General features: G+C 44.4%; 23 protein-coding genes. 11 read left to right on the top strand and 12 right to left on the bottom strand.

Annotated features, from left to right (window positions below; genetic code table 11):
• Positions 1 to 369 precede the first annotated feature (369 nt).
• Positions 370 to 549 carry a hypothetical protein gene (locus QZ942_RS12560; protein ID WP_292996103.1) on the bottom strand — a complete coding sequence of 60 codons (180 nt, stop codon included), beginning with the start codon at positions 547 to 549 and terminating at the stop codon, positions 370 to 372.
• 642 nt (positions 550 to 1191) lie between these two features.
• Here QZ942_RS12560 and QZ942_RS12555 point away from each other — a divergent pair.
• Both QZ942_RS12555 and parC read left to right on the top strand, forming a co-directional pair.
• Positions 1192 to 3150, top strand: coding sequence for a DNA topoisomerase IV subunit B (locus QZ942_RS12555; RefSeq protein ID WP_292996101.1), 1959 nt, complete (start codon positions 1192 to 1194; stop codon positions 3148 to 3150).
• 6 nt (positions 3151 to 3156) lie between these two features.
• Complete coding sequence (gene parC, locus QZ942_RS12550) at positions 3157 to 5544, top strand: DNA topoisomerase IV subunit A (RefSeq protein WP_292996099.1); 2388 nt, start codon at positions 3157 to 3159, stop codon at positions 5542 to 5544.
• 37 nt (positions 5545 to 5581) lie between these two features.
• Here the strand turns inward: parC and QZ942_RS12545 are convergent, their stop codons facing one another.
• Positions 5582 to 5890, bottom strand: a complete 309-nt coding sequence (locus QZ942_RS12545) for a transposase (RefSeq protein ID WP_292996097.1) — start codon at positions 5888 to 5890, stop codon at positions 5582 to 5584.
• Positions 5891 to 6223: 333 nt separating this feature from the next.
• Between QZ942_RS12545 and QZ942_RS12540 the strand changes: the two genes are divergently transcribed.
• Both QZ942_RS12540 and serB read left to right on the top strand, forming a co-directional pair.
• Complete coding sequence (locus QZ942_RS12540; RefSeq protein ID WP_292996095.1) at positions 6224 to 7687, top strand: GGDEF domain-containing protein; 1464 nt, start codon at positions 6224 to 6226, stop codon at positions 7685 to 7687.
• A gap of 48 nt (positions 7688 to 7735) precedes the next feature.
• The gene (gene serB / locus QZ942_RS12535; protein WP_292996093.1) at positions 7736 to 8566 is read left to right on the top strand and encodes a phosphoserine phosphatase SerB; all 831 of its coding nucleotides are present in this window, start codon (positions 7736 to 7738) and stop codon (positions 8564 to 8566) included.
• Positions 8567 to 8598: 32 nt separating this feature from the next.
• Here the strand turns inward: serB and QZ942_RS12530 are convergent, their stop codons facing one another.
• Positions 8599 to 10209 (bottom strand): NAD-dependent malic enzyme, encoded by a 1611-nt coding sequence (locus QZ942_RS12530; protein WP_292996091.1) that lies wholly within the window; start codon positions 10207 to 10209, stop codon positions 8599 to 8601.
• 234 nt (positions 10210 to 10443) lie between these two features.
• On the opposite strand from QZ942_RS12530, the gene QZ942_RS12525 reads away from it, so the two are divergent.
• Complete coding sequence (locus QZ942_RS12525; protein ID WP_292996089.1) at positions 10444 to 10869, top strand: group III truncated hemoglobin; 426 nt, start codon at positions 10444 to 10446, stop codon at positions 10867 to 10869.
• Between the two features lie 27 nt (positions 10870 to 10896).
• On the top strand, positions 10897 to 12555 hold the full coding sequence (locus QZ942_RS12520) for a diguanylate cyclase (protein WP_292996087.1): 1659 nt from the start codon (positions 10897 to 10899) through the stop codon (positions 12553 to 12555).
• A 6-nt stretch (positions 12556 to 12561) separates the two neighbouring features.
• On the opposite strand, the gene QZ942_RS12515 is transcribed toward QZ942_RS12520, so the two are convergent.
• Positions 12562 to 13356: an SH3 domain-containing protein gene (locus tag QZ942_RS12515; protein WP_292996085.1), complete on the bottom strand. Its 795-nt coding sequence runs from the start codon at positions 13354 to 13356 to the stop codon at positions 12562 to 12564.
• A gap of 436 nt (positions 13357 to 13792) precedes the next feature.
• On the opposite strand from QZ942_RS12515, the gene QZ942_RS12510 reads away from it, so the two are divergent.
• The 4 genes from QZ942_RS12510 to QZ942_RS12495 all read left to right on the top strand — a co-directional run bounded on the left by QZ942_RS12510 (position 13793) and on the right by QZ942_RS12495 (position 16982).
• Complete coding sequence (locus QZ942_RS12510; RefSeq protein WP_292996083.1) at positions 13793 to 14233, top strand: universal stress protein; 441 nt, start codon at positions 13793 to 13795, stop codon at positions 14231 to 14233.
• 87 nt (positions 14234 to 14320) lie between these two features.
• Positions 14321 to 15106, top strand: a complete 786-nt coding sequence (locus QZ942_RS12505) for a DUF4126 family protein (protein ID WP_292996081.1) — start codon at positions 14321 to 14323, stop codon at positions 15104 to 15106.
• 97 nt (positions 15107 to 15203) lie between these two features.
• Positions 15204 to 16340 (top strand): elongation factor P maturation arginine rhamnosyltransferase EarP, encoded by a 1137-nt coding sequence (gene earP / locus QZ942_RS12500; RefSeq protein WP_292996079.1) that lies wholly within the window; start codon positions 15204 to 15206, stop codon positions 16338 to 16340.
• 78 nt (positions 16341 to 16418) lie between these two features.
• Positions 16419 to 16982, top strand: a complete 564-nt coding sequence (locus QZ942_RS12495; RefSeq protein ID WP_292996077.1) for an elongation factor P — start codon at positions 16419 to 16421, stop codon at positions 16980 to 16982.
• Between the two features lie 51 nt (positions 16983 to 17033).
• Here the strand turns inward: QZ942_RS12495 and QZ942_RS12490 are convergent, their stop codons facing one another.
• The 8 genes from QZ942_RS12490 to iscR all read right to left on the bottom strand — a co-directional run bounded on the left by QZ942_RS12490 (position 17034) and on the right by iscR (position 24118).
• The gene (locus QZ942_RS12490; RefSeq protein WP_292996075.1) at positions 17034 to 17594 is read right to left on the bottom strand and encodes a NifU family protein; all 561 of its coding nucleotides are present in this window, start codon (positions 17592 to 17594) and stop codon (positions 17034 to 17036) included.
• Between the two features lie 127 nt (positions 17595 to 17721).
• A complete protein-coding gene (sufU, locus tag QZ942_RS12485) occupies positions 17722 to 18207 on the bottom strand; it encodes a Fe-S cluster assembly sulfur transfer protein SufU (RefSeq protein ID WP_292996073.1) in 486 nt (161 codons plus the stop codon).
• Positions 18207 to 19466 carry a cysteine desulfurase gene (locus QZ942_RS12480; protein ID WP_292996071.1) on the bottom strand — a complete coding sequence of 420 codons (1260 nt, stop codon included), beginning with the start codon at positions 19464 to 19466 and terminating at the stop codon, positions 18207 to 18209. Before QZ942_RS12480 ends, sufU begins: the two co-directional genes overlap by 1 nt.
• A 2-nt stretch (positions 19467 to 19468) precedes the next feature.
• Positions 19469 to 20770, bottom strand: a complete 1302-nt coding sequence (sufD, locus tag QZ942_RS12475) for a Fe-S cluster assembly protein SufD (RefSeq protein ID WP_292996069.1) — start codon at positions 20768 to 20770, stop codon at positions 19469 to 19471.
• Positions 20767 to 21558, bottom strand: a complete 792-nt coding sequence (gene sufC, locus QZ942_RS12470; protein ID WP_292996067.1) for a Fe-S cluster assembly ATPase SufC — start codon at positions 21556 to 21558, stop codon at positions 20767 to 20769. Before sufC ends, sufD begins: the two co-directional genes overlap by 4 nt.
• Positions 21555 to 22991, bottom strand: coding sequence for a Fe-S cluster assembly protein SufB (gene sufB / locus QZ942_RS12465; protein WP_292996065.1), 1437 nt, complete (start codon positions 22989 to 22991; stop codon positions 21555 to 21557). The genes sufC and sufB overlap by 4 nt, the downstream gene beginning before the upstream one ends.
• Before the next feature lie 115 nt (positions 22992 to 23106).
• A complete protein-coding gene (locus QZ942_RS12460) occupies positions 23107 to 23448 on the bottom strand; it encodes an iron-sulfur cluster assembly accessory protein (RefSeq protein WP_292996063.1) in 342 nt (113 codons plus the stop codon).
• Positions 23449 to 23656: 208 nt separating this feature from the next.
• Entirely contained in the window at positions 23657 to 24118 is a 462-nt protein-coding gene (gene iscR, locus QZ942_RS12455; RefSeq protein WP_013966067.1) for a Fe-S cluster assembly transcriptional regulator IscR, read from the bottom strand.
• A 540-nt stretch (positions 24119 to 24658) separates the two neighbouring features.
• Here iscR and QZ942_RS12450 point away from each other — a divergent pair.
• Positions 24659 to 26854, top strand: a complete 2196-nt coding sequence (locus QZ942_RS12450; protein ID WP_292996060.1) for an LPS-assembly protein LptD — start codon at positions 24659 to 24661, stop codon at positions 26852 to 26854.
• The last annotated feature ends 35 nt before the right edge of the window (positions 26855 to 26889 follow it).

Here is a 26889-nt window from a genome sequence, read left to right as displayed (position 1 = left end):
ATCAGGCAATTCGGGCGCTTGGCCGACAGCTTTGCCGTATTATATTCAGAATGCTGAAACAAAATCGTGCCTATGAGATACGTAAAAAAATCGACGAAAACACTTGAAAATTCTAGCGGGATGTTCATGTCTACAATAAGGAACTCCAGCTAGCGAATAATAACTCCATTCGCCATTTCCGAATCTCTGGTTTGCTTTGCGATCGCATAGAAAAAATGGTGCTCAGGTCCATAACGAAGAATTCTTATTCTTGCGAAGAATAACCCTGGTCGTCGTACGATGCACTTGATTCAAAAACAAAAAGACCACCGCTTTGGGTGGTCTTTTTGTCTCATATTTTGAGAGATTATTATTAATTAATCTTGATTATTAATGCCCTGGTTTGCTTTTGCCACCAAAAGGACGTGGATCCTGTCCTTCTTTGAGACATTCACCATTACCACCTACTCCAAACTCACATTCACCGGTAGCATTTGGATCACCCATATCGGCGTTTGAACAAGCTGCTAAAAATACTACTAAAGTTGCTGCAAAAATTGATAATTTCATCACTTAAAATCCCTTTTTAAATTGATCATCATTTCTTCATGAGTTTTGAGTATATAACGGAATTGATCAAATACTCAAGTTCATAGCCCAGGGCAATTGGGCTTAAAGAGGCTTTAAAACAGAAACAAGATGAGGTATTAGCTTTATCATTTTGATTTCAAATGATAGAGAAACCGATAGGGTCAATTATTCATCACTTTTCAAGCATTGAAGACCCGAGAGTAGGCAGACAAAAGAAACACCAGTGACAGGATATATTTTTTATCGCCCTATGCGCTGTTATCGGCTATCTGTGGGGTGGACAATTGGGTGGCTATTGAAGAATTTGGCAAAGCCAAGATGGATATGCGAGTGTTTATCAAAGAGAGTAAGAAGAAATAGTCTGAATTTGCTTTTGAATATTGACAATTCAGTTTATGGAAGATCCTGAGGTATAGCAGTTCAAATCGGATCGATCAGTGCAGCTCAATTTTACATTCGAAGTCAATTTGCTGTATAAATCGATGATTTATCCGCCCATTTAAACAGATTTAACTCAGCCACGAAACCCGGCTAAAACATAGCGTGCTTTAATTTCTTTTGTTGGCGTGGATTGAAGAGGAAAGTATCGAAGCGGAGTTCGCGTAAACCAATTTAACAATCATGACAAAACAAACTTATGACGAATCCTCGATCCGGGTCTTGCGCAAACTGGAACCTATCCAGTTGCGTCCGGGCATGTATACCCGCACCACGGATCCGACGCACATGGTGGTGGAGGCTATCGATAATGCTGTTGACGAGGCGATGGCAGGGCATGCCAAGAATATCGAAGTGACGCTTTATCGCGATGGCTCAGTCGCGGTGGCGGATGATGGGCGTGGCATTCCGGTCGGTCTGCATCCGGAAGAGAATATTCCAACCATACAGGTTGTGTTCCAGGTAATTCATTCTGGCGGCAAGTTTGCCAAAGGCGAGGCGGATAGTAGTTACAAATTTACCGGCGGCCTGCATGGCGTTGGTGTTTCAGTAACTAATGCGCTTTCTACCCGTCTGGAAGTGGAAGTCAAACGCGAAGGCAAGCAACACCGTATCGTTTTTGCCGACGGTGAAGTCATCGAACCGTTAACGGTGACCGGCACTTGCGGCGTGCGCAATACCGGTACGGCACTGCGCATCTGGCCCAATACAAAGTATTTTGATTCTCCATCACTCCATCGCGGAGAGCTGGAACATTTGTTACGCGCCAAGGCAATGCTGCTGCCGGGCGTTAAAGTGTTACTCAATATTGAAACTGCCACTGATTTTGATGTCAAGGAATGGCATTTTGAGGGTGGGATCGCGCAGTATCTGGATCAGATGATTGCTGAGGATGAGCCGATTGCGCCGGCATTCTGCGGTGAAAAATATTTGGCTGCGAATGAGACCTTCTCGGACGGTGAAGGAGTGCAATGGGCAATGGCATGGGTTGTTGGCTCCGGCGGCGGCGAATCCTATGTCAATTTGATTCCGACATTGGGGGGCGGGACGCACGAAGCTGGTTTGCGGGATGTTGTGTTTAACAGTGTGCGTACCTTCGCGGAACAGCATGGACTGATGCAGCGCAACGTGAAACTGGCGGCCGAGGATGTTTGGGCCAAGCTACGCTTCGTGTTGGCGCTTAAAATGGTGGATCCAAGCTTTTCTGGCCAAACCAAAGAAAAATTATCTTCGCGCGAGGCGATCAAGCTGGTTGCGGCGGCTATGAAAGATACGTTGGATTTGTGGCTGAACGAGCATGTAGCGGAAGCGACGAAGATTGCCGAACAGGCTATCAAGAACGCCATCGATCGCGGCAAAACAGCTAAAACAGTAGAACGCAGAAAAGGCTCCGGCGTGGCGGTGATGCCAGGCAAGCTCACCGATTCAGAGCTGACCGGCCTCAACGCCGAACTGTTCTTGGTGGAAGGCGATTCCGCCGGTGGATCGGCCAAGGCGGGACGCGACAAAGAGACTCAGGCAGTGCTGCCGTTACGCGGCAAAGGGATGAACAGTTGGGAAGTCGATCAATCGCAGATTCTGGCTAATCAGGAAATCCATAATATCGCGGTGTCGCTGGCGATTGACCCGCACAAGTTAGATAGCGAAGTGGATATGAGCACTTTGCGCTATGGCAAGATTATCATTTTGTCTGATGCCGATGATGATGGCAGTCATATCCAGGCACTGTTGCTCACTTTGTTTTTCCGGCATTTCCCCAAGATTATTCAGCACGGACATGTGTATATCGCCAAACCACCGTTGTTTCGCGTGGATGTACCGGCACAGGGCAAAAACAAGCCGCCGCGCAAGCTGTACGCTTTGGATCAGGTGGAATTGGATATATTGGAAGCGCGCCTGCGTCAGGAAGGCATCAAGGAAGGTAGCTGGACCATTTCGCGGTTCAAGGGTCTAGGGGAAATGGATGCGATTCAGCTCTGGGAAACCACCTTATGCCCGGATACCCGCCGGCTGGTGCGGATAGGCCTGGGTGATGTGGCACATACAGTGGGAACCTTTAATACCCTGATGGGCAAGTCACATGCCAGCGAGCGCAAGGAATTGATTACGATACATGGTAACGAAGTGGAAGCGGATATTTAACGAAAAATGAAAAATTTGGATCTATTTGACGCGCCGGATTCCTCCTTGCCGGCGCAAGTGGCGCTGCAGGAAACCAAACTGCCACCGCCCGTACCGCCCGAGTCTTCTCCGGGCGGAAGTGATAACGACGACAGCAGCATTGATCTGGCTGAATACACGCACCAGGTGTATCTGCGCTACGCCATTAGCGTGGTCAAGGGGCGGGCGCTGCCCTCCGTATCCGATGGCGAGAAGCCGGTGCAGCGCCGCATTCTCTATGCGATGCACCGCCTGGGTCTGATTCAAGGGTCAAAACCGGTCAAATCGGCGCGAGTGGTCGGTGATGTGATCGGTAAATACCATCCGCATGGCGATTCGGCTTCCTATGAAGCGATGGTGCGCATGGCGCAGGATTTTGTATTGCGCTATCCCTTGGTCGATGGCCAGGGAAACTTCGGTTCGCGTGACGGCGATTCCCCGGCAGCCATGCGGTATACCGAAGTCAGACTGACTAAATATGCTGAGTTGCTGCTGTCCGAAGTGGATGCGGGAACCGTGGATTTTCGTCCGAATTATGACGGCTCAGAGCAGGAGCCAGTGGATTTGCCCGCGCGCCTCCCGTTGCTGTTGTTGAATGGCGCATCCGGCATCGCGGTCGGCATGGCGACGGAATGCCTGCCGCACAACATGCGTGAGGTGGGCAATGCAGCGGTTGCGCTGATGCACAATCCGGCGATCAGTGTTGATGATGTATTGCAACACATCCAGGGACCGGATTTCCCCGGCGGCGGTCAACTGATTTCCAGCGCCAGGGATATACGCGAAGCTTATGCCACAGGCCGGGGCATTTTCCGTGTGCGCGCACGTTGGACCCTAGAGCAGCAAGCCCGCGGCCAGTGGCGCATGGTGGTGCATGAATTACCGCCAGGTGTATCCGTGAAAAAAGTACTGGAAGAAATTGGCGAATACGCCGATCCGCAGATAAAAACGGGCAAGAAAGAATTGTCGGTCGAGCAAAAGCAGATGAAGCAATTGTTTCTCGACGCGCTGGAGACTGTGCGCGACGAATCCGGCAAAGATGCTTCCGTACGTATCGTTCTAGAGCCACGTTCTTCGCGTATGCCACAAGAGCAATTCATCGCCCTGTTGCTCGCACATACCAGTCTGGAATCCACGGTACCCGCCAATATGGTCGCCATCGGTTTGGATGGCAGGCCAAATCAGAAGAACATTCTGGAGTTACTGTCCGAGTGGACGCAATTCCGGACCACCACGGTCACTCGTCGCAGCCGGACCAGGCTGGAACAGGTGCAAAAGCGCCGGCACATCCTGGAAGGCCGCATGGTGGTACTGCTGAATATTGACGAAGTCATCAAAGTCATTCGTGAAGCGGAGGACCCCAAGGCCGATCTGATGTTGCAGTTCGGAATTTCCGCCATTCAGGCAGACGATATTCTGGAAATTCGATTGCGTCAGTTGGCTCGTCTCGAAGCCATTCGCATCGAAAAAGAAATGAACGAGCTGAAAACAGAAGAGGAGGGACTGAAGTTTGTTCTCAGCAATGAAACGGCCATGCGCGACATGATCATCGGCGAGATTGAAGCGGACGTGAAGAAATATGGCGACGGCCGCCGCACATTGATCGAAGCAGCGGAACGTGTGGTCGCTAAGGCAGTATCCGTGCCGGATGAGCCCTGTACAGTCATTCTGTCTAAGAACGGTTGGATACGTCAGCGCACAGGCCATGAAGTGGACATGAGCACACTGTCATTTAAGGATGGCGATCAGTTACTGGCGATTGCGCAAACACGTACAGCTCACCCGGTTGTGGTGTTGGACAGCGGGGGGCGTGCCTACAGCCTGTCTTCGATGGACATTCCTGGTGGCCGCAGCGACGGTGTGCCGCTGGCTTCCTTGTTGGACATGCCCCCCAAGGTGAAAGCGGCAATGATGTGCGCCGCAGCGCCGGATACCCAATATCTGTTCAGCTCGTCCGGTGGATATGGCTTTATTGCTACGCTCAAAGACTTGGTATCCCGCCAAAAGGCTGGTAAGGCTTTCATGACGCTGAGCAAAACGGATATTTTGCTGCCACCGGCGAATGTTGCCAATGGTAGTCTGGTCGCGGCATTGGGCAGCAACGGTAAACTATTGTTATTCCCGATCAGCGAAATGAAAGAATTATCGGGCGGGAAGGGCGTTATCATTCTCGGACTGAATGAAAGTGAGTCGTTGATTGCCACGGCGGTGCTAGCAGAAGGTTCGTCGCTTCAGGTTAAAGGAACGGGCGCGGGCAATAAATCATTGCAAAGGGTGCTAAATTGGGAAGAATTGCAACCGTTTGTGCTACACCGGGCTCGCAAAGGAATGCTGACACCGGTTAAGTTCAAGCTAGAGAAGATTGAGGTATGCTGAGCCGGATTTGATTCGGTGGCGACCGGACAAGAGAATACTAGTAGTCAGTCATTAAGAAACTGTTAGCCCCAAGTAGTAATGTCCGCGAGAATGTCCATTCATTGGAGACATCGTTTTTACGTTCCCAGCCGCAAATCCGTCTTAAGACGCTATCGGTCTCTAATCGATCCAGCAAAGCGCGTGTCGTTGGCATGTTATAAATCATTTTCGCCACCAACGCCTTGGCTATGGCTGTACCGTCTTCAGACGGACGACCTGGAAAGCCACGGCTGGAATAGATGAATTCTTCGATGTGCACCAATCCTGTTGTTTCTCCGTTAGTAACCCCAGCTCTTCTGGCAACCATGGAAATAATGATCCTTGCATGTTAAACCATGTTCGGGATAAAGTGTCTCGTAGCTTGATCATCTCATTGATAATGTTGATCTTATAAGCTTATATTTTATCATTTCTGGCAGGTTATTTTTTCTTCTTTGGCCGTTCCAGCTACTAATTCAGCTCGCTTTATTGGGTTTTGCAAGTCTCTCAAGGTGTAAAGTATAAAACAGAAAAAACTTACAAGTTACTGCAAATATATCTTATGAAAATAATTGAATATGTTATCTTTATATCATGCTAAAAACAGAATCATTCATGCTTTCAATAATATATAAATGTTATCTAATAATAAGGATAATAAGTGATTGATGATACATTGAAAAGACGACTAGATTATTGCACGACGCTACCAAGCCTACCTGCGGTTGCCGTCAAAATAATCGAAATGGCCAATGATCCTGATGCCGATATCAGGACAGTTTGTGAATATATTTCTCTGGATCCGGTTCTCGCAGCAAAATTACTTCGCACAGCCAATACCCCTTTGTATAAATCGCGCCGAGTTGCAACGAATATCCGGCAAGCTGTCAGCATTCTTGGAACACATACCGTTCTTGTCATTGCGTTATCTTTCTCATTAGCCAATTCACTCATGACAACGCCTTTGTCAAATAGTAGCGCTGCTTTTGACAGTAATATCTTCTGGCGCCGGTCGATTACATCAGCCCTCGCCAGTCGCGCGCTTGGGGAAAAGCTTGAACTGAATTTTCTGGATGATTTATTTCTGGCCGGGCTAATACAGGAAATTGGTATTCTCGCTTATTGGGTCATCATGCCTGAAGAATATGGCAAAATCTTTGCATCGACTCCTGATCATGACGAGTTGCTTGAAATGGAACGTAAAGCTTTTGGAGCTGGGCATGATGAATTGGGTTACGCGCTTCTCAAAAAATGGCATATTCCGGATTATATCGCCTTATCCTGTATCAACAGTCACTCTCAACCGGAGCCCCAAAATTTAGGGCCAACACTTCAATCGTGTTTGGCTGTATCCCGTTACTTAGCTGATTATTTTCTGTATCCGCACGAAGCTGGAAGAATGATTGCGCTGAATAAAGCTACACAAGATTGGCTTGGATTGGATCCTTCTGCACTCATTGAGGTCATCAAAATTATGGAAGTTGGGTTGAGTGCTGTAGAGGAGCTTTTTGAAATGACTATTCACCATCCGTGCGAAGTAGCGGGAATTCTGGCAGAAGCCAAAGAGTTACTGATGATACACGACCTGTCCAGAATGAAGGATTTGGAAGATAAATCGCAGCGTGATGGATTAACCGGAGCTTACAACCGGACCTATTTCGATGAAACACTGCGGCGCGAATTTAACCTAGCCATGCAATACAATCTGCCTTTGACCATCGCTATTATTGACCTTGATCATTTTAAGAATGTCAATGATACGTATGGTCATGTTGCAGGGGATTCATTATTGGCAACTGTCGTAAAAACACTTTTCGATCAAATTCGTCAGGATGACACGCTGAGCCGTTATGGTGGAGAAGAATTTGCTTTGATTCTTCCAGGCACAACACTTGCTGCCTCAAGAACGCTAATTTCCCGTTTAAAAGATTCCATTGCAGCGATTGCGTATAAATTTGATGGGGGCATTACAATCCAAATTACTGCTTCCATCGGTGTTGCTTCTTATTATGAAAATGCAACACATTTCCAGGAGCCGAGAGATCTGATCAAAGCCGCTGACTACGCGCTTTATGCTGCCAAACACGCCGGCCGCAATCAGATTATGGAATGGAGTGCTAGTTAAGTTTTTCATGACTCAAGCTGTCTTGCATAAAAGAAAATCATAAACCACATGAATCTGATCATTCAAGGACTGGAAGTTAATAATAGTGACTTGCGGGCTTTAGCTAAGCTATCCCAAGCAGATGGAATAGAGCGAATTACCGGCCAAGCGTTCCGATTGACAAATGCCGCTCATGCCAATGATATTTCAGAATATTGCACACAAGCAGAATTGGATTTTGCTTTTGTAAACGCTGATTTGAAGCTTGTCGATTTTAAATTAATTGCGATGGATATGGATTCTACGTTATTAGCTATTGAATCTATTGATGAAATTGCTGACATGCATGACATAAAATCCCAAGTAGCAGCCATTACATTGCAAACCATGCGGGGCGAAATAAGTTTTGAAGAGAGCCTCACCCGTCGTACTGCTTTATTACGAGGCTTGCATCGCGATGCACTGCAAAAAGTCTATGACGAACGTGTCAAACTTAATCCCGGTGCTGAAAAAATGTTGCAACAAGCCAAGCTAGCCGGGTTAAAAACGATGGTCATTTCTGGCGGCTTCACATTTTTTACCGATCGGATTAAAGCCAGATTGGGATTTGATTTTGCGGCTGCCAATGTGCTGGAGATTGAGGAGAATAGACTGACAGGCAAGGTGGTTGGAGAAATTATCGGTAGACAAGGAAAAGCACAAGTATTAAATCAGATTCGTGATGAACTGGGTATTAAGCGTGAGCAGATTATCGCTATGGGGGATGGTGCCAATGATCTGGATATGATGACTGAGGCTGGGATCAGCATTGCATATCATGCCAAACCCATCGTAAGAGATCATGCAACCTATTCGATTGATTATGTCGGGTTGGATGGTGTTATCAATTTATTCAAATAAATTGAATCAACTTGCCTGTCTGTAAGGCGAATTTAATAGTTCGGTTCATACATCAGCGATTTAACATAGCCAGCCAGATCCTCAGGTAAACTGGAATCCGTCAATCCTTCTTGAACTGCCACGCGGCAAACAGCGACAGCAATCGCATGGGATACTTCGCGCACTCGCGTCAGTGCCGGATAAACCGCGCCAGTGCGAATTTCCTGTTGAGTAACGGTGTTTGCCAATACCTCGGCGGCCGCTAAAAACATAGCTTGTGTGACAAGCCGGGATGAGCTGGCGTAAATACCCAGGCCTATACCTGGAAAAATATAAGCATTATTACCTTGGGCGGGCTTAAATAACTGATTGCCGTACTGCACGGCGTCAAAAGGGCTGCCGCTGGCAAAGATTACTCGTCCATCACTCCATTGATAAGCCTGCTCAGCAGTACATTCCGTATGTGAAGTTGGATTCGATAAGGCAATAATGACCGGGTGCTCATTCACTGTGGCCATTCTACGCACAATAGCTTCATTAAAAGTTCCGGCAACACCGGTAGCACCGATTAGTACGTCAGGTTTGATCTCACCGATAGCATCGACAAAACTGCAAGCGGCATGCTCATGTGCAAATGGTTTGATGCGCGATTTAATAGTTTCATTTGCCGCTGTCACCAATCCCTTTCTGTCGATAAACCATAACCGTTTCTGTGCTTGCGATTTGCTCAATCCGGCCGCACAGAAGGCATCGACCATCAATTCTGCAGTACCGCCTGCCGCAGAGCCTGTGCCAAGAAACATGATATTCAAATCGGCAAACTTCTTTCCGGTAATACGGCATGAAGTATAAATACCTGCTAGTGTCACCGCAGCAGTGCCTTGTATGTCATCATTAAAACAGCGAGCTTGTGCACCATACCGGTCTAAAAATTCAAATGCGTGCGGTGTGAGGAAATCCTCAAACTGTATTAATGCATTGGGAAAACGGGATTGCACAGCTCTGACAAATTCATCAACCAGTGACCGGTAGGCATCACCGCTGATTCGTGGATAGGGATAACCTAAATAAAGCGGGTCTTCACGTATTGCTATGTTATTTGTGCCAACGTCCAGCATAATGGGCATGCACTGTGCCGGATGGATACCTGCACAGGCTACATACAGAGCGACTTTTCCAATGGGGATTCCCATACCATTGGCGCCTAAATCCCCCAAACCCAGTATGCGCTCCCCATCTGTAACAACAATCACGCGAATATCTTCTTCTGTCCAGTTTTTCAGAATTGTTGCGATTTCGCCACGATCATCAGGGGTAATATAAAATCCTTGCGGTTTCCTGAAAATGTGTGCAAATTCCTTGCATGCTTCACCGACTGTTGGGGTATAAACCAAAGGCATGATTTCTTCGATATGGTCGATCATTGTTCGATAGAAAAGCCGCTGATTGCGCTCTAGCAGCGCATTGAGAAAAATATATTTTTCAATCGCAGTACTTTTACAACGCATGCTACCCAAAACGCGGTCTATTTGTTTATTGATGCTCGCAACGTCATAAGGAAGGAGTCCACGCAAACCATAGCGTTCACGTTCGTCGCGCGTAAATGCAGTTGATTTGGTGAACGTCGGATCAACCAGTAGCGATTTTCCATATAAATTTTTCATGTTAATTGATACCTCCAGAATAACGGATGGGTCTTGTAATTAACGGTACGATACAAAGTTGCTTATTTTAATTCTAAGTTGGACAATCCAGACAACCATAGATAAACTTGTTTGTCTCAATAAAAAAACACGTGCGGTCGTATTTGTAATACATAGACGCCAGTTTTTTATCTACACTGAGTTATGTTATTCAACTAGTAACGATTCTTTATCCAGAGGTAATCTGAAGAAATTATGAGTCAATCACCATTTCCAATGCCCGATCCCAGTTTATACACTGAAGAAGAAATAGCGCAACTGGTTCATGCCTTTTATGCAAAAGCCAGAAATGATCCTTTATTGGGTCCTATTTTTGAAGCACATGTGATCGATTGGGATGCTCATTTTGTGCAAATGATCAATTTCTGGTCTGCCCAGTTACGTGGCACCAGCCGATTCCGCGGCGCGCCTATGCCGAAACATATCGCACTTCCTGAGCTAACCGCAGAATTATTTGAACGTTGGCTTCAACTTTTCCGGCAAACAACCGAAGAACTGGGTGATCCGGGTTTACAGCAACATGCCAATGCAATTGCCTCATTTATTGCCGGCAGGTTGTGGCAGGGTTATCAAATGAGTAATTACCCGGATAAACAACCCGTAGCGCTTCGTATCGCATAACTTTTTATAATTCTTATTAAGATCATATTGAAAAGCATCAAAAGCAAAATTATCGTTTTTTCAATACTAGCCACGCTGATACCTTCACTGGGGCTGGGCATATTATCGTTTCAACAGAATGAAACGATGATCAGCGAGAATGTAACACGCGAGTTGCGTGCCTTGGCGAATTATGCCAGCCGGGGATTAGATTTATGGATTAAAGAGCAAATTCTTGTTGTTCGCGAACTTGCAACGTCTAAAATTCTTATTGAAGGGCTATCTTCAGGATCTCAGCCTCAGAAAAATAAGTTCATCAAACAGCAGAAAGCATTAGAACTCTATTTGAAGTCTGTGCATAAGCGACTGGAAACAGTATTGGAATTAACGGTAGTCGATGCCGAAGGTGAAATAATTGCCAGCAATGTGGATTCGCCTTTTCCAGTGACGCTTTCTCAAAATTGGCCGCAAGACGCATCCTCTCAAGGAGATGTTGTTGTGCCGCCACAATGGAATGCGAATTATGCAACGGCGATACTGAGTATTTCGGTTCCTGTGTTATCGGTGGATGATTTTATCTTAGGTGCACTGATCGTAACGTTTGATTTGCGTAGTATTCAGCCAAGTTTAAAAGATAAAATAAAATCACCACCTGGTGACGTTCTTCTATTAGATAAAGATGGATTTGTCATGTTGGCCAGTGATGTTTCGATTATCAATACAGATACCCCAGTATCACTTGAGCCTGACGTATTAAAACGATTGCAGGATAATCCGGGGGAATTTGAAGTATTTTATGGACCACGGCAAGAGAATGTAGCGGGTTTGGCTTATATGTCCGAGAAACCGCCCATAACAATAATCGCCAACAGAAGTCATAAATTGATCTATGCTGCTTGGGAACAGCAGCGTGATCTTTACATTGGTCTGATCAGTATCATCATCTTTGTCGTCACTACAATCGCTTTCCGGATGAGTCATGCCATCGTGGCACCTTTACAAAAATTAATTGATGCGACTGAGAAGATTGTAAAAGGCGATCTTAACGTTGAATTAACTAATACACGGCGTGATGAGCTTGGTCAATTGACGCGAATGTTTAATCAGATGACCGACAAGTTACGTCAGAACCAAGCTGAAATTACAGCAGCCAGTGTTGCTATGCAACAAAAAAATCAGTTGTTGGAAACACTCTCGGCAACGGATAGTTTGACAGGGCTATATAATCGCAGCAAGCTGAACTTGATCATCAGCGAACAGTTGGCTCGATATGAACGGACAAGGCGCCCTTTTGCTGTACTCATGATTGATGTCGACTACTTCAAAACACTCAATGATAGTCTCGGTCATGTTGTCGGTGATGAAGTAATAGCCGCGATAGCGAAAAATATTTCACAATGCATTCGCAATGTTGATTTTGCCGCGCGTTATGGTGGTGACGAGTTCATGATCATTTTAACTGAGGCGAATGTCGATGAAGCGATGAAGACAGCGGAGCGTATCCGAGCACATGTGGCCGATGTGTACTGCAGTACATTAGATAAAATACTCCAAGTGACACTCAGTATTGGGGTCATTCAAAGTGAATCTCAGGATAAATCCGTAACTTCTCTGCTTTCCAGGGTTGATAGTGCGCTGTATGAAGCCAAACATGCTGGGCGCGACCAAGTTTATTGCATGCAACCACAGCCCAATACTGCAACATAAGTGCAGCTATGGACTGTGGTTATTCTCTATTTCAAGCGTTGTGCTAAGAATCCAACCTTGCTTGCCTTCAATCTGAACTCGAAGCCACGAACCAAGACTGGCATTTGCTGTCAGTGTCGCATCTTTTTTCAGGGTAACTAATATTGGCGCACGGGTATTGGGTTCTTTACGCAAATTGACATTTGCCTTGGCGCGTAATTTTATCGGCGGATGAAATTCGAGCAGGGAATTATTTTCAATGGATGTTCTCTTGCGATCCGAATTGGTTATCAAATCAATCAAATGTTTGGCTTGTGCAATATGATTCATGGCTTGAGCATATTGATCTTTTTCATAAAATACAGATGCAGTTTCTACTAAATGTTGTGCCTGTATCTGCAATATTTGATCCGCTGCAGAAATTTTAACTTGCTTCAGGTTTTCTAATGCCACTTCGATTTCTGCAATTGCAGAGGCTGTGCTTGGTTTTGTAGCTAATCTATGTAGTTTCACTTGTGTGCGAGTAGCTTCTTTATTGACTTCTCGTAGTGCCTGTGCTTGACTTTGTTGGCGCATTTGCTGACTTTTGATCAATTCATCTTTTTCAGCAATCACTTTCTCCAAATGCGCGATCTTATTCTTCAAACCTTCATCTTGGGATACTGTCACCGGTATCGGTTCAATAATTTGAATGGGAGTTGGTTCCTGCGAAGCGCATCCTGCCAAATGCAATGCAAGCAAGCCAAAGATCATTTGATTCAATAACAGGCTGGGAATTTTTAATGGATAAAATGACATGGCTTGCAACAAAAAATTTTTCATTTTGTTTCTCGCTAACCTTGAGCAATTCAGCATATTATTTTTCCGGTAGTGATTTTCAGTATATTCGTATCGGCACATAAAATTGGAATGTGAGATTGGGATGATTTTAATGAGATCATAAATGAAAAGAAATTTTCATTGAATCTTTTATAATCCGATTAATTAAGTTGTAAAACAGAGAAGATTGATAGAAACAAAATGTACTCAAGAACTATTGAATCCCCTAAGCAATTAAGCGATGCGCAAATATTGAGAGCTCGGAGTTGTATTAGATGATAAATCAATTCATCATCACCGTAGTAATGATTTGTAGGAATTATTGTTATTTTTCTATCACACTTGACAGTATTAGACAAAGATATGTCAATATGAAGTCTGTTAAGAGACTTTTTTGTTTCAACGAAGTTCTTGAACACATTATTTTTGTGAGGGTGCCATGTATCAGCGAATTTTAGTACCAATTGATGGCAGTGCAACTTCTGATCGCGCATTGGATGAAGCCATTAAATTTGCACAACAACAAAATGCACAGGTGGAAGTGATACATGTATTAGAAGATATTTGGTATTTTGATAATGAGGATTATCTAAATTATGCGGAGTTAATCCAATCCATGAGAGATATTGGAGAAAAGATACTGGCGCGGGCGCAAAAGAAATTGCAGCAGGCTGGTGTGACAGCCGAAATAAAGTTACTTGAAACACAGGGGGAGCGGATTGCCAGTGTTATCGCTACTGAGGCAAGGAATAACCTTGCAGATTTGATCATTATCGGAACGCATGGCCGATCTGGTTTTAGCCGCATGTTAATGGGGAGTATTGCGGAAGGTGTGGTACGAACAGCGCATATTCCGATTCTTCTGATTCGCGGGAATTGATGTCTTGAAGTTCAAAGATCGTTATCACTTAACGAGATGAAAGCATTCGCGATTAAATAGTTAACACTTTTAATAACAAGTTAGAATATGGAAAATTATGAAGCGCTATTAGCAACCGTTGCATTAATGATGGGTGCTTCCTGGGCAAGTGGTATCAATCTGTATGCTGTGTTGTTGGTGCTAGGCTGGGGCGGGTCAACAGGTCATATCGATTTACCCGCCGAATTATCGGTATTGGAAGATCCATTGGTGATTGCGGCTGCTGGTATTATGTATTTCATAGAATTTTTTATGGACAAGATACCGGGTATGGATTCCGTATGGGATTCTATTCAAACCTTTGTTCGTATCCCGGCTGGTGCTATGCTGGCAGCGGGTGCAGTTGGCGACGTGACGCCAGCGCTCGAGATTGCAGCAGGTATTTTGGGCGGTGGCGTGGCTGCAACGAGCCATGCAACCAAAACAGGTACTCGGCTATTGATTAATACATCGCCTGAGCCATTTACGAATTGGTCAGCCTCTATTGGAGGGGACCTGCTTGTGCTTTCGGGAATGTGGGCAGCTTTAAAACATCCCGAGATCTTCCTTATTTTGTTTGTTATTTTCTTGGGTTTTTCAATTTGGTTTTTACCTAGATTATGGTGTTTAATTAAAGTGTTGCTCTCAAAAATAGGAAAATTTCTCGGATTAATAGGAGCAGCACAGCTTGTTGTGCCCAATGAATCAGGTTCTCGTACTCCCGAGACGGAATTGCAGCAACCTGATCGGGTAACAACATTAGAGCGCTTGGAACAATTAAGAAACAAAGGCATGCTCACGGAACAGGAATTTGAGCAGCAGAAAAATAGTATTCTTAAAGGGAACATTCATTAGGCTAATTTTGCCGTTACGTATGCCTTTCCATAACACCGCAATTCTCTCGCTCATGGTTAAAGTAACCAGTTGCTAACGTTATCTCCTTAAAAATACTATGCAACGCCGGTGGGATATTTTTTGTACGATTATCGATAACTTTGGCGACATTGGTGTATGTTGGCGTCTGGCACGGCAATTAACACAGGAGCATCAGCAGGCGGTACGGCTTTGGGTTGACGATCTGACGAGTTTTTCTTGTATAGCACCGGATGTTAATCCCGAGATTCAACAGCAGGTAGTGCAGGGTATTGAAATCTGCCGTTGGCAATGCGTGTCCGTCGAAGTTGAGCCAGCTGAAGTTGTGATCGAAGCATTCGCTTGTGAATTGCCTGATGTTTATGTGGCGGTGTTGTTACAAAGAAAAAAACAACCGGTTTGGATTAATCTGGAATATCTCAGCGCTGAACCTTGGGTGATTCAATGTCATGGTCTGCCATCACCACATCCACGCCTACCGATAATCAAAACATTCTTTTTCCCTGGTTTTGTGCAAGGTACCGGTGGATTATTGCGCGAAAAGAATTTAATTGCGCAAAGAAGCATTTCTAGTTCAACTGCAGAGCGTGCATTTTTGCAGCGTAAAGGTTTACAAGCGCGAAAACCGGGTGAAATACGCATTTCACTGTTTTGTTATGACACTGCGCCGGTAACTAAACTTATTCGAATATTGTCTGAATCTTCAAAGCCAGTTTTGTTAATTGTGCCAGAGGGGAGTGTGGCTGGAAGCATAGCGTTTCTGCTAAACGATTCATCATCATGGAACAAGAAATTGATTCAGTATGAGCAATTAACCGTCCAGATCATTCCATTTATGGAACAGGCTGATTATGATCTACTACTTTGGAGTTGTGATTTTAATTTTGTGCGCGGTGAGGATTCCTTTGTGCGCGCGCAATGGGCAAGTAATCCATTTGTCTGGAATATTTACCCCCAAGCAGAAGGCGCGCATTGGAAGAAGCTGGACGCGTTTCTTGATCTATATACCGCAAATATGCCGGAGGAAATGGCAGATGCAGTGCGTGAGATATGGGCTTGCTGGAATGGCAGATACGAAATAAACAGCGCTATTTGGTTGAACTACTTTTCCTTCCGTGAAGCTCTAACGGAACATAATAAAGACTGGGTTAAGCAATTATTGAAACAAGATGATTTAGCATCCAGTCTGGCGCAGTTTGCTGAAAATAAGCTATAATTTACCGTTTATGAATTTGATGTTTGCTGATATAAAACAACATCAACCTTGCTTATAATTTAATTTTGGAATTGAAATATGAAAACCGCAATGGAACTACGCTCAGGTAATGTCGTAATGGTTGGTAATGATCCTATGGTCGTGCAACGGGCAGAATTTACCAAATCTGGCCGTAATGCGTCTGTGGTTAAGATGAAGCTGAAAAATTTGTTTTCCAGCACCACAATGGAAACTGTTTACAAAGCGGATGAAAAATTCGATTTGGTTGTTCTGGATCGCAAAGAGTGCACTTACAGCTATTTTGCAGATCCACTATACGTTTTTATGGATGTCGACTATAACCAGGTTGAAGTGGAGGCTGACAATATGCCAGATGTTTTGAATTATCTGATTGATGGTATGGAAGATGTTTGCCAGGTTACTTTTTATGAAGGCAAAGCCATTTCCGTTGAATTGCCCAATACGATTGTGCGCGAAGTTGAATACACCGAACCGGCAGTAAGAGGGGATACATCAGGTAAAATCATGAAGCCAGCACGTCTTGTAGGGACTGGATTTGAGATTTCCGTAGCTGCTTTTGTAGAAATTGGTGACAAAATTGAAATTGCTCCACAAAATAACGAATTCAGAAAGCGTGTTTGATGAGTTCTCGGATTTAAAAAGGTGGCGTTAGCTATCTTTTTTATTGGGTTGTTAGCTGGCAATAACCTGTATATCCGGTTCAATGGTTTTTAACATATTTTCGATCCCCCTCAGCGTACCGGAAATGGAACTGGGGCAAGTGCCACAAGCGCCTTGGTAGTGGATATGCAAGATATTGCCTTCGAGTCCTAAGATATGCAAATCACCGCCATCGTGCTGCAGGTACGGCCGTACTTCCTCATCTAGCAAAACATTGATTTTTTCCAGGCGCAACTGATCTTCTGGGCTTAAATCAGCGAGCACATTGCTGGCAGCGGCCACCGTTTCGGCTGATTGCGCCGAGGCGGCGGGCGCTGCCCGAATTGGATCGGCAATTTCACGCGCCAGGTCTTGCCAGTTGGCTTCTCCATCCTGAGTGACTGTGATCCATTGATCGATATAAAAAACATTCGTAACATGATCAATATCGAATAATGCGGCAGCCAGGGGATCATCTTGAGCGGCTTCAGCGTTATCGTACGATCGTGCAATTCCCCATGTCAGAGGTTCTTTGAGGATAAATTTCAAAGCATTTTTGTTAGGTGTTCCTTCAATATCAGCAATTTTTGGCATTTTAGTTTTTATCAATACTGAGTATGCAATTATTATTCAGGAAAATTATTTGGGTATATAAGGATTGCGGCGGAATCAAATTGAATCAACATATATGCGATCTAACTTTGCGTGCTACTAAATCAAACTAGGATTTACTCGATACTACCGCGTGCGCTGAATCATGATTTTCTTCAGTTGATGCGCTGGTTATCGAGTTGAGTGCGGCATGTAGGGTATGCCACGGTAAGATTGCACATTTAACGCGTGTTGGCAGATCGCGGATACCGGAAAAGACCGTCAGGCGTCCAAGGTGATGCGGGTGAGTGGTATCCAATTTCCCAGTCGCTAATTCACGAAACTCATGAATGAGTGTTTCTGCGTCTAAACGAGATTTTCCCTTAACAGCTGCTGTCATCATTGAGGCGGAAGCCTTGCAAATTGCGCAGGACTCACCTTGGAAAGCAATGTCATTGATCTGATCATTCTCTAGCTGCAGGGTAATATCCAAACGATCGCCACATAAGGGGTTATGCCCCACTGCTTGGTGGTTGGCGTGATCCAGCTTGCCATAATTACGTGGTTTTCTGTTATGGTCGAGAATGACTTCCTGATACAGTGAATTGGTGTGCATTATAAAAAAACCTTTTGGACATTCTTAATGCCAGCGACTAAGGCATCTACTTCTGTTTTTTTATTGTAGAAGGCGAATGAAGCACGGGAAGTGGCTGGCACATTAAAACGCTGCATCACGGGCTGTGCACAGTGATGTCCTGTGCGAACGGCAATACCATCCTGATTGAGAATCGTGCCGATATCATGCGGATGAATGCCGTCGATCGTAAATGAAATGACGGCTGTTTTTTCTGCCGCTGTGCCAATAATCTTGACACCTGGAATATCGTTCAGGCGCTCCGTCGCATAGTTAAGTAAGGATAACTCATAGGCAGCGATACGCTCGATACCAATAGCCGACAAGTAATCAACAGCAGCACCAAAGCCAATTGCAGCGGCAATAGGTGGCGTGCCTGCCTCAAATTTATGTGGGATGGTATTGTAGAGTGTTTCTTCAAAAGTAACCGAAGCAATCATGTCGCCACCGCCTTTAAAAGGCTGCATGGATTCCAGTAAAGCGGCCTTTCCGTAGAGTATGCCTACACCGGTTGGGCCGCAAAGCTTATGCGCAGAAAAGGCATAAAAATCGCAATCGAGAGCTTGAACGTCAATGGTGATATGCGGTGCTGCTTGCGCACCATCAATCAGAACAGGAACGCCGTGTTGGTGAGCAAAATCAATCATGCGCTGGACGGGATTAATGGTGCCGAGTGCATTCGATACGTGAATTAGGCCAACAAACTTGGTGCGTTCGTTAAACAGCTTCTCATATTCATCAACTTCCAGTTCACCCTTGTCATTAATTGGAACGACACGAATTTTTGCACCCTTCTCATTGGCGAGCATTTGCCAGGGTACGATATTGGAATGATGTTCCAAAGTGGTCAGAATGATTTCATCGCCAGCTTTGATAAACTTACGTCCGTAGCCGTGCATGACCAGATTGATGGAATCGGTTGTGCCGCTGGTAAAGATAACTTCTCTATCTTCACGGGCATTGATGAATTGCTGGAGTTTGCAGCGTGCGGTGTGATACTCCATTGTGGCGACTTCGGACAGATAATGAACAGCACGATTGATATTCGCATGCTGCGTAGTCTGATAGCGTACCAAGCGATCAATAACTTGTTGTGGCATTTGACTGGACGCTGCATTGTCGAGATAGACAAGTGGCTTGCCGTCTATTTTAAGCTTCAAAATCGGAAAATCTGCGCGAATCTTTTCCGCATCAAAATCGACGGAAATCTCAGGTTTCAGAGAGACTGTGGCTGGGCTCATGATTAGTTACTTTGAGTTTGACTAAGAACGGCCTGTTCCAATTGTTGCCTGAGCGAAGTGACAGGAATACGGCTGATGATTTCTGCGCCAAATGCGTAGGTTAATAGATTGCGTGCGGCTTTTGCTGATAAGCCGCGACTTTCCAGATAAAAAATCTCTTCTTGATCCAATTGCCCGACGGTTGCACCGTGCGCGCATTTAACATCATCGGCAAAAATTTCCAGTTGCGGTTTGGTGTCTACTTGAGCTGTCTTGCTAAGTAACAAGTTGCGACTGGATTGCGATGAGTTTGTCTGCTGCGCATGAGGACGTACGATAATTTTTCCATTAAACACAGCGTGTGCGGCATCATCGACAATGCATTTATGTTGCTGGCGGCTGGTACCGTTGGGTTTGGCATGATTGATGCAGGTATGCGTATCCGCCAGCTGACGCTCTGAAATCAGCGTCAACCCATCAATGACACATTCTGCTGCCTCGTCAGTTAACCGGACATTCAAGTTATAGCGGGAAATCTGCGATCCCAGTGAAATGCTGGTAGATTGGTAATTGCTTGCATGGGCAAGCGACACTGCACAGTTTGCCAAATGAAATGCCTGTGTGCTTTCACGCTGGATTCGAATATGCTTGGCGTGTGCATTGGCAGCCAGGCTGATTTCTGTTACAGAATTGGTGATATAAGTTGCTTGTTGAAGCGCTACATAATCCTCAATAAGCGTAACATTGCTTCCTGCTTCACCAATCAATAAACAACGCGGATAACTGGTTACTTCATTTTGAGTTGCAATAAACAGCAAGTGGATTGGTTCCGCAATGGTGATATTCTTTGGAACAATGATCAGTGCGCCATCGCGTAGGAAAGCTGTGTTTAGTGCTGCAAATAAGTTGTTGTCAAATTGAACGTATTGTCCCAAGTGAGATTCCAGAACTGATGCATGCGTTGCTACAAATGCTGGTAAGTTGCCAATTACAAGTGCCGCAGGGTCAATAATGGTCGATAAGTTTGGGGAATAATGACCATCTACAAACACCAAACGGTGTTTTGCTTCCTTCAAGGTCAAGTGTTCAATGTTATGCGCTTGTAGGTTACATTCCGGTTGTGACGGTTGATAGGGTAGGCGGGATAACGGTGAAATGTCTGTAAAGCGCCATTCTTCATCACGCCGGGTCGGCAATTTCTGTGTGCCGACACGATCAATTGCTTGGGTGCGTAATTGATTTAACCACGATAGCGATTCAGTTGGTTTTATCGGCCAAGATTTAAGCAGACATTCGAGATAATCGGTGTTGGCTAGATCATTCATGCGATTACTCCGGTAACCGATTTGTTTGCATTAACCCAATCATAACCACGTGTCTCCAGCTCCAACGCCAGTTCCTTCCCGCCTGTCATGACGATGCGGCCTGCTTGCATGACATGTACAAAATCAGGCACGATATAATCCAGCAAGCGTTGGTAATGCGTAACCAGAATCATTGCATTGTTTTTATTGGCGATTTGATTGACACCACTGGCCACTGTTTTAAGTGCGTCGATGTCAAGTCCGGAATCTGTTTCATCCAGAATGCTCAGTGTGGGTTCTAATAATGCCATTTGTAGAATTTCGTTGCGCTTCTTCTCGCCACCTGAGAAACCTTCATTTACGCTGCGATCTAAGAAATCAGGATTCATTTCTAGCAGCTTCATTTTTTCACGTACAAAATCATCAAATTCAAGAGGATCCAGCTCTTCTTTACCACGTTTTGTTTGTACAGTATTGTAAGCGAGGCGAAGAAATTGCGTGTTAGCAACACCCGGAATTTCGATCGGATATTGAAATGCCAAAAATAATCCGGAACGAGCGCGTTCTTCAGGTGGCAGCTCTAATAAGTTATTGCCTTCAAACTGAACTGACCCGCCGGTGATTTCATATGCTGAATGACCAGCTAACACTTTTGCAAAGGTACTTTTGCCTGATCCATTTAAACCCATAATGGCATGTATTTCCCCGCTTTTAACAGTAAGATCAATGCCTTTTAGAATCTCAGTGCCATTGATACTCGCGCGTAATCCTTGAACAGAAAGAATGGCTCTGCTGTTTTTATCAATCATCCGACACTTCCCTCCAGCTTGAAGCTCAGAAGTTTTGTGGCCTCAACGGCAAATTCCATCGGCAGTTGCTGAAACACATCCTTACAGAACCCGTTGATAATCATTGAAACCGCTTCTTCGGCATCAATGCCGCGTTGTGAGAAGTAAAAAAGCTGATCTTCGCCAATTTTAGAAGTAGAAGCCTCATGCTCAACGATTGCGCTGTTGTTGTGTACTTGTATGTAGGGAAAAGTATGTGCACCCGATTGATCGCCAATCAGCATGGAGTCACATTGCGAATAGTTGCGTGCGCCCTCTGCAGTTGGCGTAATGCGTACCAGGCCGCGATAGCTGCTGTTTGAATGACCCGCTGAGATACCTTTGCTGACAATTGTGCTACGTGTATTTTTTCCGAGATGAATCATCTTGGTGCCGGTATCAGCTTGTTGATAATTATTAGTGACTGCAACCGAATAAAATTCACCGACAGAATTATCCCCGCGCAAAATACAAGAGGGATATTTCCAGGTAATTGCAGAGCCGGTTTCTACCTGTGTCCAGGAAATTCTTGAATTGATGCCTTTTGCCAAGCCACGTTTGGTTACAAAATTGTATATCCCGCCCACGCCATTTTCATCACCGGCATACCAGTTTTGAACTGTTGAATACTTAATATCCGCATTATCTAGTGCGATTAATTCAACAACTGCTGCATGCAATTGGTTTGTATCAAACCGGGGTGCGGTGCAACCCTCAAGATAGCAAACAGACGCGCCTTCTTCAGCAATGATCAAGGTTCGTTCAAATTGTCCGGATCCTTCCGTATTAATGCGGAAATAGGTGGATAAATCCATTGGACATTTGACGCCTTTGGGTATGAAACAGAAAGATCCATCGGTAAATACTGCAGAATTTAAAGCCGCAAAGTAGTTATCACCTACTGGAACTACAGATCCTAGATATTTTTGGATGAGCTCCGGATGATTTTGTACTGCCTCCGAGATGGAACAGAAAATAATACCTACCTCAGCAAGTTTTTCCTTATAGGTAGTGGCCACTGAAACGCTATCAAAGATGACGTCGACAGCGACACCTGCAAGTGCTGCGCGTTCGTGCATGGGTACACCGAGCTTCTCAAATGTGCGCAGTAATTCAGGATCAACTTCATCCATACTGGCTAGTTTTTGTTTTAGTTTGGGTGCTGAATAGTAGCTGATTGATTGAAAATCAATTTTTGGATAATGAACATTTTGCCATTCTGGTTCAGTCATTGCTAGCCATTTCTGATAGGCTTTTAGGCGAAATGACAAGAGCCATTCGGGCTCATTCTTTTTAGTCGAAATTAATCGGATGATATCTTCGTTCAGTCCTTTGGGTGCGATATCGGATTCAATTTCAGTAACGAAGCCATGTTTATACGGTTGATTAACCAGATTTTGCAGTACTGCGCTCATTTGGTTTGTTCCTTTATTTTAGTATCTTTAGTTTTGAAACAGATATTTTAAATTGCTTAACAGTCAGGTCAGGTTATTTGTAAACAGAAAAAACTGCATTTGAAACTACAATGGGTCAAATCTTGGCAGATTCTTTCACGTTAAAACTATCACCACAGCCACATGTGTTATCGATATTAGGATTGATAAACTTGAAAGAGCTATTGAGGCCTTCCTTGGTAAAATCAATTCGAGATCCATCTACATAAGGTAAGCTACTTGTATCAACAACTACTTTTGTTTTATGGGATTCAAATAATTGATCATCTGATTTGATCTCATCCGCATAGTCGAATATGTAAGAAAATCCTGAACAGCCGGATTTTTTAATCCCAATTCGTAACGCAAGCCCTTTGCCTCGTTTTGCAAGTTGCTGTTGGATATGCTTTGCGGCATTTTCAGTTAAGGTAATTGACATAACATTAATTCAATACAGTATTCTCAATTTGATTAAAATTATCAATGTACTTATATATCGTCTGATCCATATGATCAGACGTACTCTTTACATCGACTATCACAAAACGATTGGACACAAGCCTGATTAAATTGTTCAGTATAAAAACTTGTAAAGTCATTATGATGATATCTCCAGAAATCGAGATTTTTAACCGGCGACACTTCATTTATGCAGCGTTTGTTTCGCGCATATCAAGAAGCGGGATAATGGCGTCGTTTTGTTGATTTATCTGATTGTCAACAAGTTCCTTGAGTGTTACAGCGCCAAGGTATTCAAAAATAAGGTCGTTTAATTTCGCCCATAAGTCGTGAGTCATGCACTTTCCATCGTTATGGCAATTCTCTTTACCGCCACACTGTGTTGCATCAATAGGTTCATCAACAGCAAGAATAATGTCAGCTACCGATACTTTATCTAAATCTTTTGCAAGGCAATAGCCACCTCCCGGTCCACGCACACTATCTACAAGTTCAGATTGACGCAATTTTGCGAACAATTGCTCCAAATAGGATAGTGATATTTTTTGCCGCTGACTAATATCTGCCAACGTCACGGGATGGTTGCTTTGTTGTAGAGCAAGATCTAATAATGCTGTTACCGCAAATCTGCCTTTTGTTGTTAATCTCATGATGGACTCCTTTTAAAAATCGGGTGGGTTGATTGTTAAAAATAAGTGCTTGCATGGATAATACCCGATTGATTTAGTCAACTATACAATACCCGATTGATTTAGTCAACTATGCATGTATGAGTAAATAAGCTGCTGGGATGCTAAGAAACAGTAGATAATCCTCTATTTTCATCTAAGGTATAGGGTGGATGCGGGTTACCTTATGTTTCATGCGAGAAAGCTGAATAATCTGGTCATCTTCGCAATCTAAATTCTGTTCTTCGATAGATAAGCTGCTGGAAGAAATAGTACAATGTCATCTTCGCTGATGTGAATAAATATATTCATCAATTATTGGTCTGATTTTAAAGTAGACAGAAAAAGGAAAAAGGGAGTATGGATGATTGAACCGGCTAGACAGACATTATTGTACTGTGCGAATTTATTCCATTCGAGATTCGATTAGCTTTGTACGATGAAGCGACTTGATCGATTTGAAATAGTGATAGCAGAGATAAGTTGTATCAGTTTGCTGTATCCCGCAAAAATAGTCTTGTGATGAATATGCGATTTTTTCAGAATATATTCATTTTGGCTCTGTCGTCCATGTTGCCGCTAACCAGCTTGGCGAATGAGTTATCCGTTAAACCCGAGAACGGACAAAAGCCAATAATCAAACCGCAAAAGAAGCCAGTGCAGATCGAAGCCGATCGTATCACAGGCTATTACAAGCAGGAAATTGAAGCAACCGGTGACGCTGTATTACATCATGGCGATAATGTACTCACCGCGGACCGCATGAAATACTATCAGCAGACTGAAGATACCGAGGTTGAAGGAAATGTACGTCTGGAAAGACCTAAAGATACCTTGAAAGGTGAGCATCTTCAACTTAATCTGAAAACTGAAGAAGGCTATCTAACAGAGCCGCGTTATTTAATGAAAGAAGGGAAAGGGCGTGGTGCTGGCGACATGCTGTTATTTGAAGGTAAAGATAATTACCGGTTAAAGGAAACCAATTACACGACATGTCCGGAAGGTGACAATGGTTGGCATATTCGTGCCAAAGAGCTGGAGATTGATAACAAAAATGAAGTAGGCACCGCACGTCATGTCAGTGTTGTATTTAAAGATACGCCCATACTGTATTCGCCTTGGATAGATTTCTCCTATAGTGGCAAACGCAAATCAGGAATGCTGGCACCTGTTGCGGGATATAATGTAAAAACCGGCTTTGATGTCGCGCTTCCGTTTTATTTAAATATTGCGCCCAACATTGATGCCACCATAGCGCCACGCATTATGACTGAGCGTGGTTTCTTGCTGAGTAACGAAGTGCGGTATATCGGCAATAAGAACATGAATGGCCACCTGCAGTTCGACATTCTTCCGCATGATATCCACACCAATCAGACCCGCTGGGGTGTTTTATTCACACATACACAAAATATTGGGAAAGGCTGGCAAGGATTTCTTAATTACAACCAAGTTTCGGACGATCGTTATTTTCGTGAACTTACGCCCAATCTTGCTCAAACCAGCTTGACCAACTTGTCGCAACAAGGCGGAGTCTCTTATAACAGTAGATTGGGAACAAACGGTGCAGTGAGTTTCACCGGATTTGCGCAGCGCTTTCAAACAATCCAGGATCCGCTGGCGCTGTTTGTTTCTCCTTATGAACGTTTGCCGCATTTTTCCATGAATGCCATTAAACGTGATGTAGGGAAAATGGATTTTGAGCTCAACAGTAGCTGGACAAACTTTTATCATCCTACCCTCGTCGATGGAAAACGCTTTGTATTTTATCCCAGTGTCAGTGTTCCATTACGCAATGAATATGGCTACATTACGCCTAAGGTCGGCTTGCATTATACTCAATATAGTTTGAGTACACCGGTAGAAAATAAAGGGGAAAGTATCGATCGTGCTATCCCAATTTTCAGCGTAGACAGCGGTATCGCATTTGACCGGAAGCTGCAATTAGGCGACAGGAATTTTGTCCAAACTCTGGAGCCGCGCATATTTTATACCTATGTGCCATACCGGAATCAAAATTATCTGCCGAATTTTGATTCGGCGGTTAATGATTTTAGTTTTGCGCAAATGCTCACTGAAAATCGATTCAGCGGCAGTGACCGCATTAATGATGCCAACCGTGTTACAGTCGCATTGACATCGCGTTTCGTTGAACAGGATACAGGAATTGAGCGTTTGCGGCTTGCGGTAGGGCAACAAGTCAATTTTACCGATCCCAGAGTATTGCTCCTTCCTCCCCAAGTTACCAGCGGAAAGTCTGATTTTATTGCGGCTATTTCAGGACGTTTGACACCCCACGTCAGTACCGATTCCAGCATTCAGATGGATGAATCCAAATTTTGGATTGAGAAGGTGCGTAGTGGTATCAGCTATCAACCGGAACCGGGTAAGGTACTTAATTTTGGCTACCGGTTTACACGTAATGTTCTGGAACAGGTGGATACTTCATTTCAATGGCCAATTTCCGGGAATTGGCACGGCGTTGCCCGGGCAAATTATTCGCTGAAAGATGACAAAATCATCGCAGGATTGGCGGGTTTTGAGTACAACGCATGTTGCTGGGCTTTACGGTTTGTCGTGCAGCGGCTGACAACGGCAACGCAAACTACAACCACGGCAGTTTTTGTGCAACTGGAATTAAAGGGTCTAATGGGAATCGGCAATAATCCATTGCAGGCGCTGCAACAAAGTATTCCGGGGTATACCAGCGTTCACTGATCATTGATTTGCCTCACCAATCGTATTCATCAAGT

The organism is Nitrosomonas sp., from assembly GCF_021731985.1.
GTDB lineage: Bacteria > Pseudomonadota > Gammaproteobacteria > Burkholderiales > Nitrosomonadaceae > Nitrosomonas.
The sequence above is the reverse complement of the archived record's forward strand: the minus strand, read 5'-3'. Positions and strand labels throughout refer to the sequence as shown.

What these genes read in the sequence shown, in the direction of transcription:
- QZ942_RS12560 (WP_292996103.1), bottom strand. Translation starts at nt 549, where the DNA reads ATGAAATTATCAATTTTTGCAGCAACTTTAGTAGTATTTTTAGCAGCT.
- QZ942_RS12555 (WP_292996101.1), top strand. Translation starts at nt 1,192, where the DNA reads ATGACAAAACAAACTTATGACGAATCCTCGATCCGGGTCTTGCGCAAA.
- parC (WP_292996099.1), top strand. Translation starts at nt 3,157, where the DNA reads ATGAAAAATTTGGATCTATTTGACGCGCCGGATTCCTCCTTGCCGGCG.
- QZ942_RS12545 (WP_292996097.1), bottom strand. Translation starts at nt 5,890, where the DNA reads ATGGTTGCCAGAAGAGCTGGGGTTACTAACGGAGAAACAACAGGATTG.
- serB (WP_292996093.1), top strand. Translation starts at nt 7,736, where the DNA reads ATGAATCTGATCATTCAAGGACTGGAAGTTAATAATAGTGACTTGCGG.
- QZ942_RS12530 (WP_292996091.1), bottom strand. Translation starts at nt 10,209, where the DNA reads ATGAAAAATTTATATGGAAAATCGCTACTGGTTGATCCGACGTTCACC.
- QZ942_RS12525 (WP_292996089.1), top strand. Translation starts at nt 10,444, where the DNA reads ATGAGTCAATCACCATTTCCAATGCCCGATCCCAGTTTATACACTGAA.
- QZ942_RS12515 (WP_292996085.1), bottom strand. Translation starts at nt 13,356, where the DNA reads ATGAAAAATTTTTTGTTGCAAGCCATGTCATTTTATCCATTAAAAATT.
- QZ942_RS12510 (WP_292996083.1), top strand. Translation starts at nt 13,793, where the DNA reads ATGTATCAGCGAATTTTAGTACCAATTGATGGCAGTGCAACTTCTGAT.
- QZ942_RS12505 (WP_292996081.1), top strand. Translation starts at nt 14,321, where the DNA reads ATGGAAAATTATGAAGCGCTATTAGCAACCGTTGCATTAATGATGGGT.
- earP (WP_292996079.1), top strand. Translation starts at nt 15,204, where the DNA reads ATGCAACGCCGGTGGGATATTTTTTGTACGATTATCGATAACTTTGGC.
- QZ942_RS12495 (WP_292996077.1), top strand. Translation starts at nt 16,419, where the DNA reads ATGAAAACCGCAATGGAACTACGCTCAGGTAATGTCGTAATGGTTGGT.
- QZ942_RS12490 (WP_292996075.1), bottom strand. Translation starts at nt 17,594, where the DNA reads ATGCCAAAAATTGCTGATATTGAAGGAACACCTAACAAAAATGCTTTG.
- sufU (WP_292996073.1), bottom strand. Translation starts at nt 18,207, where the DNA reads ATGCACACCAATTCACTGTATCAGGAAGTCATTCTCGACCATAACAGA.
- QZ942_RS12480 (WP_292996071.1), bottom strand. Translation starts at nt 19,466, where the DNA reads ATGAGCCCAGCCACAGTCTCTCTGAAACCTGAGATTTCCGTCGATTTT.
- sufD (WP_292996069.1), bottom strand. Translation starts at nt 20,770, where the DNA reads ATGAATGATCTAGCCAACACCGATTATCTCGAATGTCTGCTTAAATCT.
- sufC (WP_292996067.1), bottom strand. Translation starts at nt 21,558, where the DNA reads ATGATTGATAAAAACAGCAGAGCCATTCTTTCTGTTCAAGGATTACGC.
- sufB (WP_292996065.1), bottom strand. Translation starts at nt 22,991, where the DNA reads ATGAGCGCAGTACTGCAAAATCTGGTTAATCAACCGTATAAACATGGC.
- QZ942_RS12460 (WP_292996063.1), bottom strand. Translation starts at nt 23,448, where the DNA reads ATGTCAATTACCTTAACTGAAAATGCCGCAAAGCATATCCAACAGCAA.
- iscR (WP_013966067.1), bottom strand. Translation starts at nt 24,118, where the DNA reads ATGAGATTAACAACAAAAGGCAGATTTGCGGTAACAGCATTATTAGAT.
- QZ942_RS12450 (WP_292996060.1), top strand. Translation starts at nt 24,659, where the DNA reads ATGAATATGCGATTTTTTCAGAATATATTCATTTTGGCTCTGTCGTCC.